Origin of the sequence: Streptomyces hirsutus, assembly GCF_001418415.1 — a bacterium.
In the GTDB taxonomy this organism is placed as follows: Bacteria; Actinomycetota; Actinomycetes; order Streptomycetales; family Streptomycetaceae; genus Streptomyces; species Streptomyces hirsutus.
Genome location: NZ_LIQT01000263.1, coordinates 1 through 14,949 on the forward strand (window position 1 = coordinate 1; position 14,949 = coordinate 14,949).

13 protein-coding genes are annotated in these 14,949 nt (G+C 68.1%); 2 read left to right on the forward strand and 11 right to left on the reverse strand.

All coding sequences use genetic code 11. The features are described from left to right. Positions 1-279: 279 nt before the first annotated feature. The 4 genes from AOK11_RS40265 to AOK11_RS20025 form a co-directional block, all read right to left on the reverse strand. The gene (locus tag AOK11_RS40265; RefSeq protein WP_079034969.1) at positions 280-660 is read right to left on the reverse strand and encodes an ArsR/SmtB family transcription factor; all 381 of its coding nucleotides are present in this window, start codon (positions 658-660) and stop codon (positions 280-282) included. A gap of 262 nt (positions 661-922) precedes the next feature. Then, a complete protein-coding gene (locus AOK11_RS20015; RefSeq protein WP_055595093.1) occupies positions 923-2,146 on the reverse strand; it encodes an MFS transporter in 1,224 nt (407 codons plus the stop codon). A 7-nt stretch (positions 2,147-2,153) separates the two neighbouring features. Continuing rightward, on the reverse strand, positions 2,154-2,612 hold the full coding sequence (locus tag AOK11_RS20020) for an ArsI/CadI family heavy metal resistance metalloenzyme (protein WP_055595094.1): 459 nt from the start codon (positions 2,610-2,612) through the stop codon (positions 2,154-2,156). Positions 2,613-2,680: 68 nt separating this feature from the next. Beyond that, positions 2,681-4,072, reverse strand: coding sequence for an FAD-dependent oxidoreductase (locus tag AOK11_RS20025; protein WP_055595095.1), 1,392 nt, complete (start codon positions 4,070-4,072; stop codon positions 2,681-2,683). A 162-nt stretch (positions 4,073-4,234) separates the two neighbouring features. Between AOK11_RS20025 and AOK11_RS20030 the strand changes: the two genes are divergently transcribed. Both AOK11_RS20030 and AOK11_RS20035 read left to right on the forward strand, forming a co-directional pair. Next, entirely contained in the window at positions 4,235-4,594 is a 360-nt protein-coding gene (locus AOK11_RS20030; protein WP_055595096.1) for an ArsR/SmtB family transcription factor, read from the forward strand. Positions 4,595-4,790: 196 nt separating this feature from the next. Next, complete coding sequence (locus AOK11_RS20035; protein WP_240497416.1) at positions 4,791-5,051, forward strand: ArsR/SmtB family transcription factor; 261 nt, start codon at positions 4,791-4,793, stop codon at positions 5,049-5,051. A 127-nt stretch (positions 5,052-5,178) separates the two neighbouring features. Here AOK11_RS20035 and AOK11_RS20040 read toward each other — a convergent pair whose 3' ends face one another. From AOK11_RS20040 to AOK11_RS20070, 7 genes are all read right to left on the reverse strand, one after another. Beyond that, entirely contained in the window at positions 5,179-5,868 is a 690-nt protein-coding gene (locus AOK11_RS20040; protein WP_055595098.1) for a phosphate ABC transporter ATP-binding protein, read from the reverse strand. Next, positions 5,856-7,667 (reverse strand): phosphate ABC transporter permease subunit PstC, encoded by a 1,812-nt coding sequence (gene pstC / locus AOK11_RS20045; protein ID WP_055595099.1) that lies wholly within the window; start codon positions 7,665-7,667, stop codon positions 5,856-5,858. Before pstC ends, AOK11_RS20040 begins: the two co-directional genes overlap by 13 nt. Before the next feature lie 3 nt (positions 7,668-7,670). After that, positions 7,671-8,543, reverse strand: a complete 873-nt coding sequence (locus tag AOK11_RS20050) for a phosphate ABC transporter substrate-binding protein (RefSeq protein WP_055595100.1) — start codon at positions 8,541-8,543, stop codon at positions 7,671-7,673. Positions 8,544-9,067: 524 nt separating this feature from the next. Then, positions 9,068-9,427, reverse strand: coding sequence for a hypothetical protein (locus AOK11_RS20055; RefSeq protein WP_055595101.1), 360 nt, complete (start codon positions 9,425-9,427; stop codon positions 9,068-9,070). Then, a complete protein-coding gene (gene gpmI, locus AOK11_RS20060) occupies positions 9,424-10,959 on the reverse strand; it encodes a 2,3-bisphosphoglycerate-independent phosphoglycerate mutase (RefSeq protein WP_055595102.1) in 1,536 nt (511 codons plus the stop codon). The genes AOK11_RS20055 and gpmI overlap by 4 nt, the downstream gene beginning before the upstream one ends. Beyond that, the gene (gene aroA, locus AOK11_RS20065; protein WP_055595103.1) at positions 10,956-12,278 is read right to left on the reverse strand and encodes a 3-phosphoshikimate 1-carboxyvinyltransferase; all 1,323 of its coding nucleotides are present in this window, start codon (positions 12,276-12,278) and stop codon (positions 10,956-10,958) included. The genes gpmI and aroA overlap by 4 nt, the downstream gene beginning before the upstream one ends. A gap of 56 nt (positions 12,279-12,334) precedes the next feature. Continuing rightward, entirely contained in the window at positions 12,335-14,857 is a 2,523-nt protein-coding gene (locus tag AOK11_RS20070) for a molybdopterin-containing oxidoreductase family protein (RefSeq protein WP_055595104.1), read from the reverse strand. Positions 14,858-14,949 lie beyond the last annotated feature (92 nt).

Below are 14,949 nucleotides of genomic sequence, written 5' to 3' on the forward strand. Positions count from 1 at the left end.
GAGGTGCACGGGCCGGTCGTCGAGGGTGGGGCATCTCCACGCACGTGGGGGGTTGTGCCATCGGTAATCCCCTTGTCCACGAACCTCGCAAGGCTCTTCTCACTTACCTGGAGCTATGCTTTCGCCCTACTGGGCTCTCGATTGGCTCGCCGACCTCGAAGCTGCCGTCGCGGGACTCAGAGCCTCAGAGGTCTGGCCGAAAGAGCTGGAGAGTAGAGCAGCCCCTGTCGAGAGCCAGACTTTCGTACACGGCCGCCACTGTCCGCTCGCCTGAGGCGGTCAGTCGCATGAAGTCTGGGGCGCCGGGTCCAGGATGGAGCGTATCCGTTGCAGTCCTTCATGGTTGACGGAAAACCATGCCCATGTGCCGCGCCTTTCACGATCCAGGAGCCCGGCCTCGGTCATGATCTTTAGATGATGGCTGACCGTGGACTGGCGTAGCCCTAGGCTGTCGGCCAGGTCGCATACACATGCCTCGCCGTTGGGGGCCTGCTCCAGTAGCCGGAACAACTGCAGCCGAGTCGGCTCGGCGATGGTTCTCAGGATGGCCGACAGCTGTTCGGCTTCGGAACGCTCCAGGGGGGTGCAGTTCAGGCCTGGCCCGCATGAGCCGCCTTCGAGAAACCCGTCTTCCGACGCCTGCAAATCTATGACAGCCACCCGTTGACCATAGACGCTGTGTGATCACTTTGGCACGATCGAAAATGGCCGCACTACGAGTTCATCAAATGTTCGGTGGCGGTTGGAGCAGGGCCTCGACACAGCGACTGCAGACAGTGGCGCTTCTTCGCGCTACGCCGACGAGGTCGTCGGTTCCCGCTGTCCGGTCCCGACAGGGATTGAAGCTGATCAGGTGCGTAGGCCGTGTCGCCGACGTACGCAGCACGGTGGCTTGAGTTTCCTGCCCTTCCGGCTGGGACTGTCAGGTCGTTCGACCGGGCGGTGTGGTGTGCCAGGCGATGAGCGAGGCTGCGGCCGAGACCAGTGCGAGGGCGACGAACAGTTGAGGGTAGCCGCCCATCGGGACGGCCAGGGCGGTGCCGGCGAACGGGGCGAGGGCGGAGGCGGTGGTCGCAGGAGCGGCAAGGACCCCGGACAGGCGGCCGTAGCTGCGGGTGCCCCATCGGTCGGTGATGGCGGTGGCCTGCAGCAAAGTCAGGTTGCCGCGGACGGCGCCGGCGATGACGGCCAGCACTGCCAGGAGAGAGTAAGGCCCGGGGAAGAGGGCGAAGGCTGTGGTGGTTGCTCCCCCCAGGCCGACGAGGACCACGGCGCGCAGGGCTGGTGAGCTTCTGCGGGCCAAGGTGGCGTACAGAGTGCGGCCGAGAGTCTGTCCGGCTCCGCCCAGCCCCAGGACCCAAGCGGCCTGCGTAGCGGTGTAGCCGCGGTCGAGCAGCAGAGGGACGAGGGTGACGACCACGGCGTACATCGCGAACGCCGAGAGGGTCAGGGCAGTGGCCAGGAGCAGGAAGGGACGGCTACGGGTGATGACTGCGGTCCTGACGGCCGCGCCGACTCTGGCCGGGGGCGGGGCGGGAGGCCAGGGGCCGCGCAGGGCGAAAGCATGGGCGGGCACGGTCACGGCGGCCAGGATGGCGGCGAGGATCAGGTAGGTGTGCCGCCAGCTGAAGTGGTTGGTCAGTTGGGCGGTCAGGGGTGCGAAGACGGTGGAGGCCAAGCCGCCGGCGAGAGTGACGATGGTCAAGGCGCGTACATGGTGGGGGGCCCACCAGCGGGTCAGCGCAGCGAAGGCGGGCTGGTAGAAGGTGGAGGCCATGGCGAGACCGGCCAGTAGCCACCCGGCGGTGAACAGGGCCAGGTTGGGCGCGGTGGCGATGACGATTAGGCTGGCCGTGCCGACGAGGGAGCCGGTGGTCATCACCGTGCGTGGGCCGCGGGCATCCAGGATCCGTCCGATGCGGATACCGACCAGGGCGGAAACGAGCAAAGCGGCGGAGAACGCGGCCGTGGTCGTGGCCGCGCTCCAGCCGGTGTCAGTGGTGATCTGCGGGTTGAGGACGGGGAAGGCGTAGTAGACGATGCCCCAGCTGGTGATCTGGGTCAGGCACAGGGCGGGCAGGGCCGCCCGCGGTCGCGTCGGTTGATCGATGACGGCGGCCGCGGTGGTCGTGGAGAGGTCGCTCATATATCGGTCAGCAGCAACTGGCCGAGTCGGGCTGCTGTCCGGACCGGGTGGCACCAGCGGGGGTGCAGCAAGTGCTTCCGGGCTGTTTGACCAGGGTGTCGGCGTCGGCCTTGACCACGTACACCTCCCACGGCTCTTGGCCTGGTCCGCGCACCCAGACTTTGTCCTGCACGGCGTAGCAGCAGGCGGTGTTCTTCTCCTCGGTGGTGGCCAGCCCAGCCTGGGCCAGCCGGTTGGTGGCCGCCTGGACGTCCTCGGTGGATGCCACTTCAACGCCGAGATGGTCCAGGCGTGTGTCCTCGCCAGCCGTTCCTTCGATGAGAACAAGCTTGAGGGCAGGTTCGGTGATGGCGAAATTGGCGTAGCCAGCACGGAGCTTGGCCGGCGCGGTGCCGAACAGCTTGCTGTAGAAGGTGATTGCGGCCTGCAAGTCGGGCACTCGCAAAGCGAGTTGTATCCGAGACATGGAGCGTTCCTCCTGCCGTTTCGATGGTGCGCGCTGCCCGCGGCTGTGACGGCCGCGGGCGGTGGTGTTCAGGCGCTGCAGCAGCTGCCGGATACGGCGGCCGAGCCGGGTGAGACGGTGGTGAGCTGGATCGGTTGCGGATCAACGGGGGCGCAGCAACTTTCTGTGGAGCCCTGGGAGGTGTCGGCCGTGTCGAACAGACCGGAGCCGCCGCACACACCGGTTTCAGGCAGGGCCAGTTCCACGCGGTCGGCCGCGTCGATATCGCCTGCCAGGGCGGCCGCCACGGAACGGATCTGCTCGTAGCCGGTCATAGCCAGGAACGTGGGAGCACGGCCGTAGCTCTTCATGCCGACGAGGTAGATGCCGGATTCCGGGTGGGACAGTTCCCGGTGGCCGTGCGGGTAGACGGTGCCGCAGGAGTGCTGGTTGGGGTCGATCAGAGGGGCGAGTTCCACCGGTGCCTGCAGGCGCTCGTCCAGGCGCAGGCGCACCTCGGAGAGGAAGGACAGGTCGGGGCGGAATCCGGTCAGGACGATGACTTCGTCCACTGCGTCCAGGCGTCGGCCGTCCTCTGCGATCAGGGTCAGTCGGTCGTCGGCGCCGCGCTCCACAGCCTCGGTACGAAAGCCTGTGACCGCCTCGGCGTGGCCGTCGTCGACGGCGGCTTTGGCTGCCAGGCCAAGAGCACCGCGTGCGGGCAGTTGGTCCGCATCTCCGCCACCGAAGGTGGAGCCGGAGATACCGCGGCGAAGTACCCAGACCATCTTCGTTTCCGAGCCGCCCTGGGACCGAGCCAGATCGGCCAGTGAGGCGAGTGCGGTGAACGCGGAGGCACCAGAGCCGACGATGGCGGTGCGCTTGCCGGCGTAGCGGGCACGCACGCGCGGGTCCGTGAGGTCGGGGACGCGGTAGCTGATGGAATCGGCTGCCGCGCGCTCGCCGAGAGCGCGCAGACCGCTGCCGCCGGCGGGGGAGGGCAGGGCCCACGTACCGGAGGCGTCGACCACGGCAGTGGCGAGGATCCGGTCTTCGCGGCCGTCGGCATATTGCACGTGTACGACGAAAGGCTGCGTGTCGCGGTCGGCGTCCACGATGCGGTCGCGGCCGGCCCTTGAGACACCGGTGACCCGGGCACCGTAGCGGACTCGGTCACCAAGCGCGTCGGCGAGCGGCTGCAGGTAGTGCTCAACCCAGTCGCTGCCGCTGGGGTAGGTACTGGTGTCGGGCTTGCTCCAGCCCGTCGGGGCGAGGAGCTTCTCCGCGACAGGATCGACGACTTCGCCCCAGGTGGAGAACAGACGTACGTGCGCCCATTCGCGTACGGCGGTTCCGGCGGTGTGGCCCGCTTCGAGAACGAGGGGGCTTAGACCGCGGTCGGACAGGTGGGCCGCGGCGGCCAGACCGACAGGGCCGGCGCCGATGACGGCCACGGGCAGAACTGGGGCGGTGGGCAGCATGGTGCGACGACTCCTCGGCTTCGATGTTTGTCGATGCCGTCCAGCATGCTCCTGGAATCGATGGCCGTCAACATAGAAGTTCATCGAATCTGTGCCCGATCGGGCGCAGAGGGGTTCCGTTTTCTGCTTGGCAAATGATTTGATGGATGTCAACATAGAGGTATGTCTAATCTGGCTCTGGGCTCCACCGATCTGCAGGCCACCGTGTCGTTGTGCTGCCAGCCGCTGGGGAAGGAAGAGCTGTCTGCTGCCGACTCGGAGAAGATTTCCGTCATATTCAAGGCTCTGTCCGACCCCGTCCGGCTGCGGCTGTTCTCGAAAATCGCCGCCCAGCCGGGCGGAGAGGCTTGTGTTTGTGACATCCAGGATGTTGGAGTTTCTCAGCCCACGGTCAGTCATCACCTGCGCAAGCTGCGAGAGGCCGGACTCCTTGAGTCGGAGCGCCGTGCCAGCTGGGTGTACTACCGTGTGGCGCCCGGTGTGTTGTCAGCGATGGCGGGCCTGCTGTCGCAGACCACCTGAATCGTTCGGTTCAGGCGGCCTGCAGGCGAGTAACGGCCGAGTGCAAAGCGGCCCCAGACGTAGGGACATGCCAACCGGTAACGGATCCCAGAAGGGACGCTGGGAGGGAGTTGTCATGTGTCAGAGAGGGGCTGCCTCCGCCTGTGACGGGTCGTGCCTGGAGCTGAGTGCAGCCGACATGGTCTGGTGGTCCAATGTGTTCAAGACTCTTGGGGATCCTGTCCGCCTGCAGCTTCTGATACAGCTGACGGAGCGGTCGGGAGCCGAGGCCGCGGTGCATGAACTGGCGGACGTAGGGGTGTCCCAGGCGACGGTCAGCCATCACTTGAAGCGGTTGCGATGCATCGGTCTGATCGAGAGCAGACGCGATGGCCGCCTCGTCTACTACAGGCTGGGTGAGGGGGTGCGTGCTGCGCTGATGCAGATCTTGCATCAGCGCAGCCAGGTCGGCGCATAGCGGGCGCCCGAGCGGAACCAGGACCCCGGCTTCGCGCCACTGAGATCAGAGCACCACAGCGCAGTACGAAGCGGGAGACTCGGCCGGTCCCTTGGAGACTGTGGAGCTTTCGTGGCCGTGCCGGTGATCAGCCCACGGCGGCAGCCGCAGATGCCGTCATGGGCTGATCCAAGTGGACGGTCGTATCGCACAGGCGCTCCACCTGTGCCGGGTCATGGGAGACGAGGAGGACCGCCCGGCGGCCGCGCAGCGCTGCAATGGACTGTTCGACCTTGTCCCTGCTGCGCTCGTCGAGAGCGCTGGTGGGCTCATCGAGCAGCAGCCCGGCCGGCTCCAGAGCCAGGGCACGGGCAAGGCAGAGCCGCTGGCGCTGCCCGGCAGACAGGTTCTGCGCTGGTGAATCGAGCCGGTCGGCCACCTCTTTCCACAGTCCTGCTTCTTCCAGCGCCTGTTCTGCCCGCTCGCGCAGGGCCTGCTGGGAGGCCCGCTGAACGTGGCGGAGGCCGAACAGGGCGTTGTCGAGGATGCTGCCGCCGAAGACGACCGGCGTCTGGGGCACGAGAACGACCTTTGCCCTCAGGTCGGCGTCCCCCTTGCCGGGCGCGATCGTCCGCTCGAGGATCCGCAGTTCTCCCTCACGTGTCAGCCCGGTCGGCAACAGCTCTACCAAGGCGCGCAGGACCGTGGACTTGCCCACTCCCGAAGGCCCGCACAACCCGGTGGTGGAGCCGTGCTCGACGTTGAAGGAGACGGGGCCGACCAGATTCTTCTCGCGGCTGCGTACGCGCAGTTGGCGCACTGAAATTACGTTGTCCATCGCTCTCCCTCGAAGCGGTTGCGCAGCGCTACCGCCGCGCTGAGAAGTACTGCGGTGATCAGGACCAGCACCATGGCGCTTCCCCACGCCTGGGTGACGGCCTGGGGATCACCTGAGTCCTGGGAAAGAGTGAATATGTGGGTCGGCAGCGCCTGTACCGGCGATTCGACGATGCCGCTGGGCACGGCGGGCGCGCCGAAGAAGACAGTCGCGGTGAACAGCAACGGGGCAGTCTCGCCCGCGGCGCGGGCCAGGCCGAGAAGCAGGCCGGTGATCGTTGCCGGCCAGGTGTACGGCACGACGACAGAGCGGACGAACTGCGCGCGCGTCAGTCCCAGGGACATGGCGCTTTCCGTGAGTTCGGGAGGGATACTCCTGACGCGGGCTGAGGTGGTCAGGGCGATCACCGGCACCACGACGGGAACGAGCACGATCGCGCCCGCCAGCCAGGAACGGCCCCAGCCCATCGAGGTGGACAGGATCACGAACCCGGCCAGACCCAGCAGGATCGTCGGTGCCCCTCCTAGGACGACCGTGAAGGTCTGCAGTAACCGTGCAGTGCGCTCGGAGGCGTGGACACCGATCAAAATGCCCGCGCCGAAGCCGAGCGGCAGAGCCAGGATGCCCGTGGCAGCGATGAGCAGCACGGTACCGACGATCTGGTCACGCACGCCCCCGCCGGCCGCGCCCGTCGCCGACGTGAACCAGAAGGACGGATTGAATGCCGAGCTTCCCCGTGTCACCAGGAGAGCGAGCATGCCGACCAGGAGAGCGCTGGGCAGCAGCAGGGCCCCCATCCGCAGCACCATCACCAGCCGGTCCCGCTGCAAACGCATCCGCGGTGTGCCCCGGTACCGGGGGGTGCGCTTGAGCGCTGCGCTGCGGGTACGGCCTCGTGTGCCCCAGATGGTCGCGACGGCCACCAAGGCCAGGAGGATGATGCCGAGTCCGCACAGCGCGGCGAAGTAGGGACCGGACGTTCCGGCCAGCACGGGCTCCGGGCCGGCAAGTTTCGTGGTCAGCGTCTGGCCGGGGTGAACCAGCGAGTCGAGGAACCCCCCGAAGCTGGTGGGGAGCCGGCCATCCGCCCGACCGATGACCAGGAACACCGCGATGGCTTCGCCCAGGGCCCGGGCCAGACCCAGCAGAACAGCCGCCCGCATACCGGACCGCGCTAGCGGAAGCACCGCCGAGCGGACCACTTCCCGGCGGGTCAGGCCGAGTGAGTAGGCGGCCTCGCGGACGCGGTCCGGTACGGCGGCGAGCGCATCGACGCTGACGGCCACGATCGTGGGAGTGATCATGACGGCGAGGACGATACCGGCGGCTGCGAGACTGTCTCCACCGGGCACGTCAGCGATCTGCGCGATGACCGGACGGACGACCATGATGCCGATGAGGCCGTAGACGATGGACGGGACGGCGGCGAGCAGCTCCACGCACATGCGCAGCGGCCGGGCCAGGCGCGGCGGGAGATATTCCGACAGTGCGACGGCCGCTGCCCAGCTGATGGGCACAGCGATCGCGAGGGCGAGGGCGCACACCACCGCCGTGCCGTAGATCATCGCCAGGCCGCCATACACGGAGTTGGCCGGGCTCCACGAGGCTTCGGACAACAACTCCAGCCAGTCGACGTGGCCGCCGGCGACTCCTGCGCCGAGATACCCGACGACGGTCAGGAGCAGGGCCGCAACGGCGAACGCCCCGGCATACACCCAGCCCCAGATCCACTTCGACGGGCGTGGGCGGCTGCCGGCCTCGGGTGAGACGGGCGGCCGAGTCAGGGTTCTGGTCGTCATCGGCTATTCCCCGATTTGCTTGAGAGTCAGGTAGCCGTGTTTGGTCATCAGTGCCTGGCCCTTGGAGGACAGCACGTAGTCGATGAACTTCTTCGCGGTTCCCTCCGGCTTGCCGTCGGTGAGCAAGTACAACGGCCGGGCCATGGGGTACTTGCCGGAGGCGATGTTCTCCGGGGAGGGCTCGACGCCGTCCAGCGTCACCGCGGCCAGACCCTTGCGTCCCTCGACGAAGCTGGTGGACAGCGGCGCCACAGCGCCGGGCGTGGACTCCAGCTTGTTACGTGTCTCGAGGTTGCCGCCGACGATGGCGAAGTTGTCCGACTCGGGCGGGGGCGGGGCCTTCTCGTCCCCGTAGATGTACTTGTCGAGGACCTCCCGCGTACCGCGCCCCGGTTCCTTGTCGTAGACGAAGACGTCGAGATCCGGGCCACCGAGTTCGGACCAATTGGTGATCTTTCCTTCGAACAGGTCACGTACCTGCGCTGCGGTGAGGTTCTTGACCCCGGCGTCTGCGACCTGCTTGGTGACGATGATGCCGACGGCGTCGGCACCGATCTGTGTGGAGAGGAAGTCGGTGCTGGAGTTGGCGGCCTTGTCCTCCTCGGCCAGAGGCTTCGAGGTCATGGCGATGCTGATCTGCCCCGAGGCGAGCTGCGAGATGCCACCGGCCGAGCCGCCCTGGGTGGCCACGGTGATGTCGAGTCCGTCGGCCTTGAGGGCCTGGGCCGCGTCCGCGGCGACCGGCGCCACGGTGGTCGACCCGCTGACCTGCAGGGCGCCGTTCTTTCCGGCTCCGCCGTCGGCGCAGCCTGCCAGGGATATGACCGCCAGGGCCGAGGTGACGAGGCATGCGAGGCGGCGATTCTTGCTGAACACTGCTGGAGTCCTTCCTTCGTGGGTGACCGTGGTATGAGGGATGCGCTGGAGTGGGGCGTGCGAGGTCCCTTGGACGGTCACCTGTGTGACAGGCGGGGAAGGACCAGCCGGGTCAGGAGAACGTCCCGTTCGGTCGTGCCGACGGGAGATGGTCCGGCACCAGGCGTGCAGGACGGGGCGTAGGGCGACGCCGGCAGGGTCGCCGTACCGCGAGCGAGGAGCGCGGCGGTTCTCGTGGCCGCTCTGGTTCGGGTGTGCCTGACGGTCCGGGGCCGACTGCGGCAGGAGCGGGTGTGCCGTTGTGTGGCAACGAGGAGAGCCGGTGCCGAAAAGGGCAGGGGTGTGTGCATGTCGGATCCTTCGGGGTTGGCGGTGCCCTGAAAGAGAACGCGGGGCAGGCACCCGTAGGGGCTGCCCGCGCAGGCTGCGGTGGATCTGGCGGGGCGGTACCGGCATTTCACAGTTGCCAGTACACGGACGCGGGTGTCCAAGTGGATGGCCCGGGCCGAGGCGCCCTCTTCCCCCTACGGGGCTGCGGTGAGCCAGGCAGTGCCGGATGCGTCCAGGTGGACGTACACGCCGTCGGCTGCGTGGCTGGTGTGCATGGAGCCGCTCAAGAAGCGCCAGGTGCAGTCGGCGCGTTCGGGCAGCAGGGTGCTGAGGTTGATGCGGGCCTCTGTCGCGGACGGGTTGTGCAGACCCAGCACTGCGCGGGAGCGGTCGGCGGGCTCGTGCAGCACGGCCTCGACGCCGTCGGCCTCAAGCCTGCGGACAAGGGCGTCCTGGGCGAAGGCGGCCGCGATGTGGGGCCTGTCCAGACAACCGGAGGCAGCGAGAGCCTGCTGCCACGGGGCCTGAGTGGGTATAGGGGCGAGGGGACTCACAGCAGGGGCCTTCCTGTCATGGCGGATCCGGGTTTGTGTCCCAGCAGGTGCAGGATGGTGGGGGCCACATCGGCCAGCGTGGCCGTCTGCGGCAGCGTGGGTTCCGGCGCGTCGGTTCCGGTGGGAACGATCGCCAGCGGGACCGGGTTGGTGGTGTGCCCGCCGTAGGGCCGTACGGTGCCGTCGGGTGCCTGCTTGGTCATGCGTTCGGCGTTGCCGTGGTCGCCGACGGCAAGTACCCACCGGTGACTGTTGTGGGCTGCCTCGAGGATCTGGCCGACCGCGGTGTCGGTCGCTTCGCAGGCGGTGACGGTGGCGGCCAGGTGACCGGTGTGCCCGACCACGTCGATGTTGGCCAGATTGGCGATGACCAGGTCGACGTCCGCGCGGCCGGCGGCTTCGACCACTGCCGTGGTGACCCGGTCGAGGTTCATCCGGGGCCGCGCGATGTAGTCGGCCTTGGCGTCCCCCGTGATGCGTACGTGTTCCTCGCCGCTGCGCACTGTGCCGTCACGGCCGTTGATGTAGTAGGTGACGTGTTCGAACTTCTCGGTCTCGGCGATGCGGACGCTGCGCAGCCCGGCCGCGGCGAGCTCGTCGGCCAGGCCACCGGAGGCGTCCGCGCGCTCGACCAGAGCGGGTATGGCGGTACGGGTGTCGTACTGGGCCAGGCTGACCATGTCCACCGAGCGTCCGGTGGCCGTCAGGTGCTCGCTGAGGCGGTCGGCGAACTGCTGGATGCGGTCGCTGCGGAAGTTGAACCACACCACTGCGTCCCCGTCGGCGACCGCTGCGTCCCGGCCGGCCGTGAGCACGGTCGCAGAGATCCACTCATCACCGCGCTCACCAGAGCTGATCGCTGCGTGGACGCTGTCGACGGGGGAGCCGTGTCCGTCGGCGACCAGAGTGACCGCCTGCTCGGTCAGGTCGAGGTTGCCGGCCTTGTCCATGGCGTAGCCGCGGCCGATGACGGTGGCGATCTGCCCCGTGCCGGCCCGGGCGGTCAGCTCGGCCACCCGGTTCAGGTAGGTCTCGCCCGTGTGGTCGGCGACATCCCGCCCGTCGGTGATCGCATGGATGTACACCCGCTGCACCTGGTGCGCGGCCGCGGCGGCCAGCAGTTCGCCCAAGTGCTCGACGTGGGCGTGGATCTGCCCGTCCGAGCACAGACCGATCAGGTGCAGCGCGCCTGAGGAATCGGCGATCTTTTCCAGCAGGGCGCCCAGCCGCGGATGCGTGCGCAGGGCGCCGGTGTCGATGGCCTGCTGGACCAGGAGGCTGTCGTAGGGCAGGGGCCGTCCGGCTCCGATGACCATGTGGCCGATCTCGGAGTTGCCGACCGTGCCGGGGAGCAGACCGACCGCTTCGCCCGAGGCTTCGGCCAGCGTGCTCGGGTGGTGGGCCACCAAGTCGTCCAGGACCGGGGTGCGTGCCAGTGACAGGGCGTTGTCGTCGGCCGCGTCGGCGTGTCCCCAGCCGTCGAGGACCAGCAGGATGCCCGGGCCGGCGAGCACCCGTTCGGGTGTGCTCACTTGGTGCTCTCCAGGGTGGGGTGCAGGGTGTCGAGGGTCTGCCAGAAGGTGGGGAAGGACTTGGCGACGCAGCCGGGGTCCTTGATGACCACGCCTTCGGTGCGCAGGCCGCCGATGGCGAAGGTCATGGCGATTCGGTGGTCGTCGTAGGTGTCGATGACCGCACCGTGCGGGGTGCCGCCGGTGATGTACATCGCGTCCGCGTGTTCCTCGACGTCGATGCCCATCTTGCGCAGCTCGGTGGTGACGGCGGCGATGCGGTCGCACTCCTTGACCCGTAGGGAGGCGATGTTGGTGATGCGGGTGGTGCCCTCGGCGTAGGCGGCGGCGATCGCCAGGGAGGGCACGACGTCGGGCATGGCCTCCATGTCGATGTCGATGCCGTGCAGGGGTCCGCCGGTCACCGTGATCGAGTCGTTGCTGACCTCGGTGCGACAGCCCATTCGTTCCAGCGCCTGGACGAGGTGGACATCGCCCTGGTGGGAGCCGGCGCCGATGCCCGGGATGACGACCCGGGACTGCAGGATGGCGGCGGCAGCCAGGAAGTAGGACATGCCCGAGGCGTCCGGCTCGACGGTGACCTGCCCGCCGCGGGCTTGCTGCCCGGCCGGGACGGTGAAGCGCCGGTAGCCGTCCCGGTCGACGCTCACGCCCATCTCCTTCAGCGCGGCGAGCGTCATCTCCACGTACGGCTTGGAGACCAGCTCGTCGCTGATGGTGATCTCGGTGTCGGTCTGGGCGCGCAGCGCGTTGATGATCAGGCTGGAGGTGAACTGGCTGGAGACGGCGCCGCTGATGGAGGTGGCGCCGCCCTTGAAGGAGCCGCCGACGACGCGGATGGGCGGGCTGCCGTTGCCGCGGACCGCAGTGGCGTCCACGCCGAGCGCGGGCAGCGCCTTGAGTAGGTCTCCCATGGGGCGTTCCTGCATGCGGGCGTTGCCGGTGATGACCGTGGTGCCCTCGGCGTGCCCTGCCATGGAGATCAGGAACCGCAGCGGTGTGCCCGCACCGCCGACGAAGATCTCCTCGCGCGGGGCGCGCATCGCCTGGCCCGTGGGCGTGACGCGTATGCGGGCAGTGGCGTGGTCGATGTCGCAGGTGACGTGGCCGAATGCCTCGATGGCGCGGGAGAGGTAGACGGTGTCGTCGGACAGCAGCGCGTTGTCGATGACCGTCTCCTGCCCGGACAGGGAGGCGATGGCCAGGTAGCGGTTGGTGTAGCTCTTGGATCCCAGGACTCGGACGGTCTCGTCGAAACCGGCCAGTGTCCGGACGGTGAGGGACTCGGCCTCAAGGCGCGGGTCGGGCGTGGCGGACATGCGGTGCCTCCAGCAGTGGGGGATGGGTGAGGTGGTGACTGTGACCGTTGAGCGGTTCAGGCTTTGACGACCCGGCAGGCGAAGCACTTGAAGGCCTGCTGGCCGGAGAGGTTGTCGTAGAAGCGGTCGTCGGGGAGGGTGTTGGCCGCCTCGTAGCGTGGGCTGTCGAAGAGATCACCCAGCTTCTGGGCAGGGCCGAAGGTGTTGGGGACGAACACGGTGTCCGTCCTGATCCCCTCCCACAGCAGCGCCGTGCCCGTCACTGATCCGCGAGGGCTCTCGACGCGGACGTCGTCGCCGTCGGCGATGCCCAAGCGGCGTGCCGTGTCGGGGTGGATCTGAATGAAGCGGATGCCGTTGAGTTGTTTGCCCGTCGGCGTCCAGTGGGTGACTTCGGCGAAGTGGGCGACACTGGGCCGGCCGGTCATGCCCATCAGCGGAAAGTCACGGTGCACCGCGTCGCTTCCGGGAATGCCCAGGCGGACCGGGTGGGTGACGGCCTGGGGGTTGATGGGGTTGGTGACGAACTTGCGGCTGTAGGCCAGGGTCGGGTTTTTGCCGGTGACCTCGGGGTGCGTGTAGAAGATCGGCAGGGCGCTGTGCCCGGTGACCGCCAGCTTCTTCTCCAGCGCCGGGGTGGTGATCTCGATCTTGCCGCTGGGCGTGAGGAAACGTTTGCCCCGGTTGGCCGGGTCCAGGGCTTCGGCGGCCTGGTACCAGCTGGGGTGGTCCAGGTAGAGGGTGCTCACCCCGGGGTGGTCCTTGGTCGGGCACGGCCAGCGCAGCGGCTCGGTGCGCTGTTGCATCCGGCTGCGGGTCATCCCACCCATGCCGGGGGTGTGGGTGACGAAGTCGTCCCACAGCCGCCGGTAGTCCATCCACCGCTTCGGGAAGGCTGCGCGCCATTCAGCGGCGGGACGGCGGGTGTCCAGTTCTGCCATGGCATGCGCGAGGCCGACCCAGATCTGCCAGTCCGGCCGGGACTCGCCGACCCGGTCGACGGCCTTGTCCTGCCAGCGGATGGCCCGGTCGTCGCGGCGCATGTAGACGCCTTCCAGCTCCAGCCCGCTGCAGACCGGCAGGATGATGTCGGCGTAGTACGCGGCCTCTTCCATGAACAGACCGGTGTAGACGTAGAAGTCGAGTTGCTCGAATGCCTTCTTGACCTTGGTTGTGTTCGCGGAGGACACCAGCGGGTTGCCCTGGGTCATCACCGCGTGCAGCCGGTAGGGGTTGCTCGTCAGGACGGACTCGGCGAAGTAGTCCGGACCGACCGGCAGCGCTTCACGCCGCTTGGGCACCTCGGCCTCCAGTGGCGGCAGGTGCAGGTCGCCGGGCCAGGTGTTGTGCATGAAGTTGCAGCCGCCGCCCGGCTGCCCGATGTTGCCGGTCACCGCTGCCAGGAAGGTGGCCACCCGGTAGGTATCGAAGGCGCCGAGCTGGTGGGAGATCCCGGCGTTGCAGAAGATCGCCGCCGGCTTCGCGGTTGCGTACTGCACGGCCATCTCGGTGATGACGTCGGCCTTGACACCGGTGACCTTGGCCGCCCATACGGGGGTGTACTGGTGCTTGGCCAGATGCGCGCGCAGTTCGTCGAAGCCGACCACCCAGCGTCTGACGAATGCCTTGTCGTACAGCTCCTCGGTCACGATGTGGTGGAGCATGGCCAGCAGCAGCGCGAAGTCGGTGTGCGGTTTGGGCGCCACCCACCGGTCGGCCACGGCTCCGGTCGGCGTCAGGCGCGGGTCGACGACGGTCAGGGTGGCGTTGGTCTTCTCGCGGCCGCGCAGCAGGTAGTCGAAGGTCACCGGGTGGGTTTCGGCCTGGTTGGTGCCCAGGAAGAGGTAGTGGCGGGCTGAGCCGAGGTCGTCCTTGCCCGTCGCGCCGTCGGTTCCGTACCCGTTGGTGAAGTTGCCCAGCCCGAACGTCGTGGCCAGGGCGTTGCCGCCGGCGTCGTTGCAGACCGGGCCGACGTCGGTGTTGTTGGGGCTGCCCAGCATCGCGAACAGGCGGGCCACGAGCGATCCGGTGCCGCGGGGCAGACGGCCGGTGGTGCGGTTGGCGATGGTGTGTGCCTGTCCTGCGTCGCGCAGGTCCAGGAACTTCTTGGCGATGGTGCGTAAGGCCTCCTCCCAGCTCACGGCCTCGAACCTGGAATGAGGTGAGCCCTTTGCACCGGAGACGCGGCGCAGCGGGCGGGTCAGCCGTTCGGCGTTGTAGACGAGCTGAGGCATCAGCTCGGCCTTGACGCACAGCTGTCCCTGCTGGACGGGGTCGCGGTCCTCACCGCGCACGGCCAGCACTCGGCCTGCTTTGAGATCGACGTTGAGCCGGCAGTTGGAGTTGCAGAACTGGCAGGCCGTGGCGACTGTTTTGTCCGGGGTCAGCGCAGCGGACTGATCGGTGAAGTTGATTCCTGGCCGGCCGCTGGTACCGGACGGCCCGCCCGTCGTGTCGGACGCTTCGGTGGCGTGTGCGGAGATCACCGGAAGCAGGACCGGCGTTCCAAGGCCGGCGCCGCCGATGACGCTGCCGCGGACGAAGCCGCGCCGGGACAGGCCGTGCTGATCGCGCTTCATGGAGAGGTGGGGATCCTTCCGCCCGGTGTGGGGTACGAGGCGGGCATGGCGGTGCCCGGGCCGTGCGGGAGCGCCGCACGGCCTTGTCGCAA

Coding starts and splice junctions, on each gene's coding strand:
- aroA (WP_055595103.1), bottom strand. CDS start 12,278: ATGTCCGCCACGCCCGACCCGCGCCTTGAGGCCGAGTCCCTCACCGTC.
- AOK11_RS20020 (WP_055595094.1), bottom strand. CDS start 2,612: ATGTCTCGGATACAACTCGCTTTGCGAGTGCCCGACTTGCAGGCCGCA.
- pstC (WP_055595099.1), bottom strand. CDS start 7,667: ATGACGACCAGAACCCTGACTCGGCCGCCCGTCTCACCCGAGGCCGGC.
- AOK11_RS20040 (WP_055595098.1), bottom strand. CDS start 5,868: ATGGACAACGTAATTTCAGTGCGCCAACTGCGCGTACGCAGCCGCGAG.
- AOK11_RS20070 (WP_055595104.1), bottom strand. CDS start 14,857: ATGAAGCGCGATCAGCACGGCCTGTCCCGGCGCGGCTTCGTCCGCGGC.
- AOK11_RS20025 (WP_055595095.1), bottom strand. CDS start 4,072: ATGCTGCCCACCGCCCCAGTTCTGCCCGTGGCCGTCATCGGCGCCGGC.
- AOK11_RS20030 (WP_055595096.1), top strand. CDS start 4,235: ATGTCTAATCTGGCTCTGGGCTCCACCGATCTGCAGGCCACCGTGTCG.
- AOK11_RS20015 (WP_055595093.1), bottom strand. CDS start 2,146: ATGAGCGACCTCTCCACGACCACCGCGGCCGCCGTCATCGATCAACCG.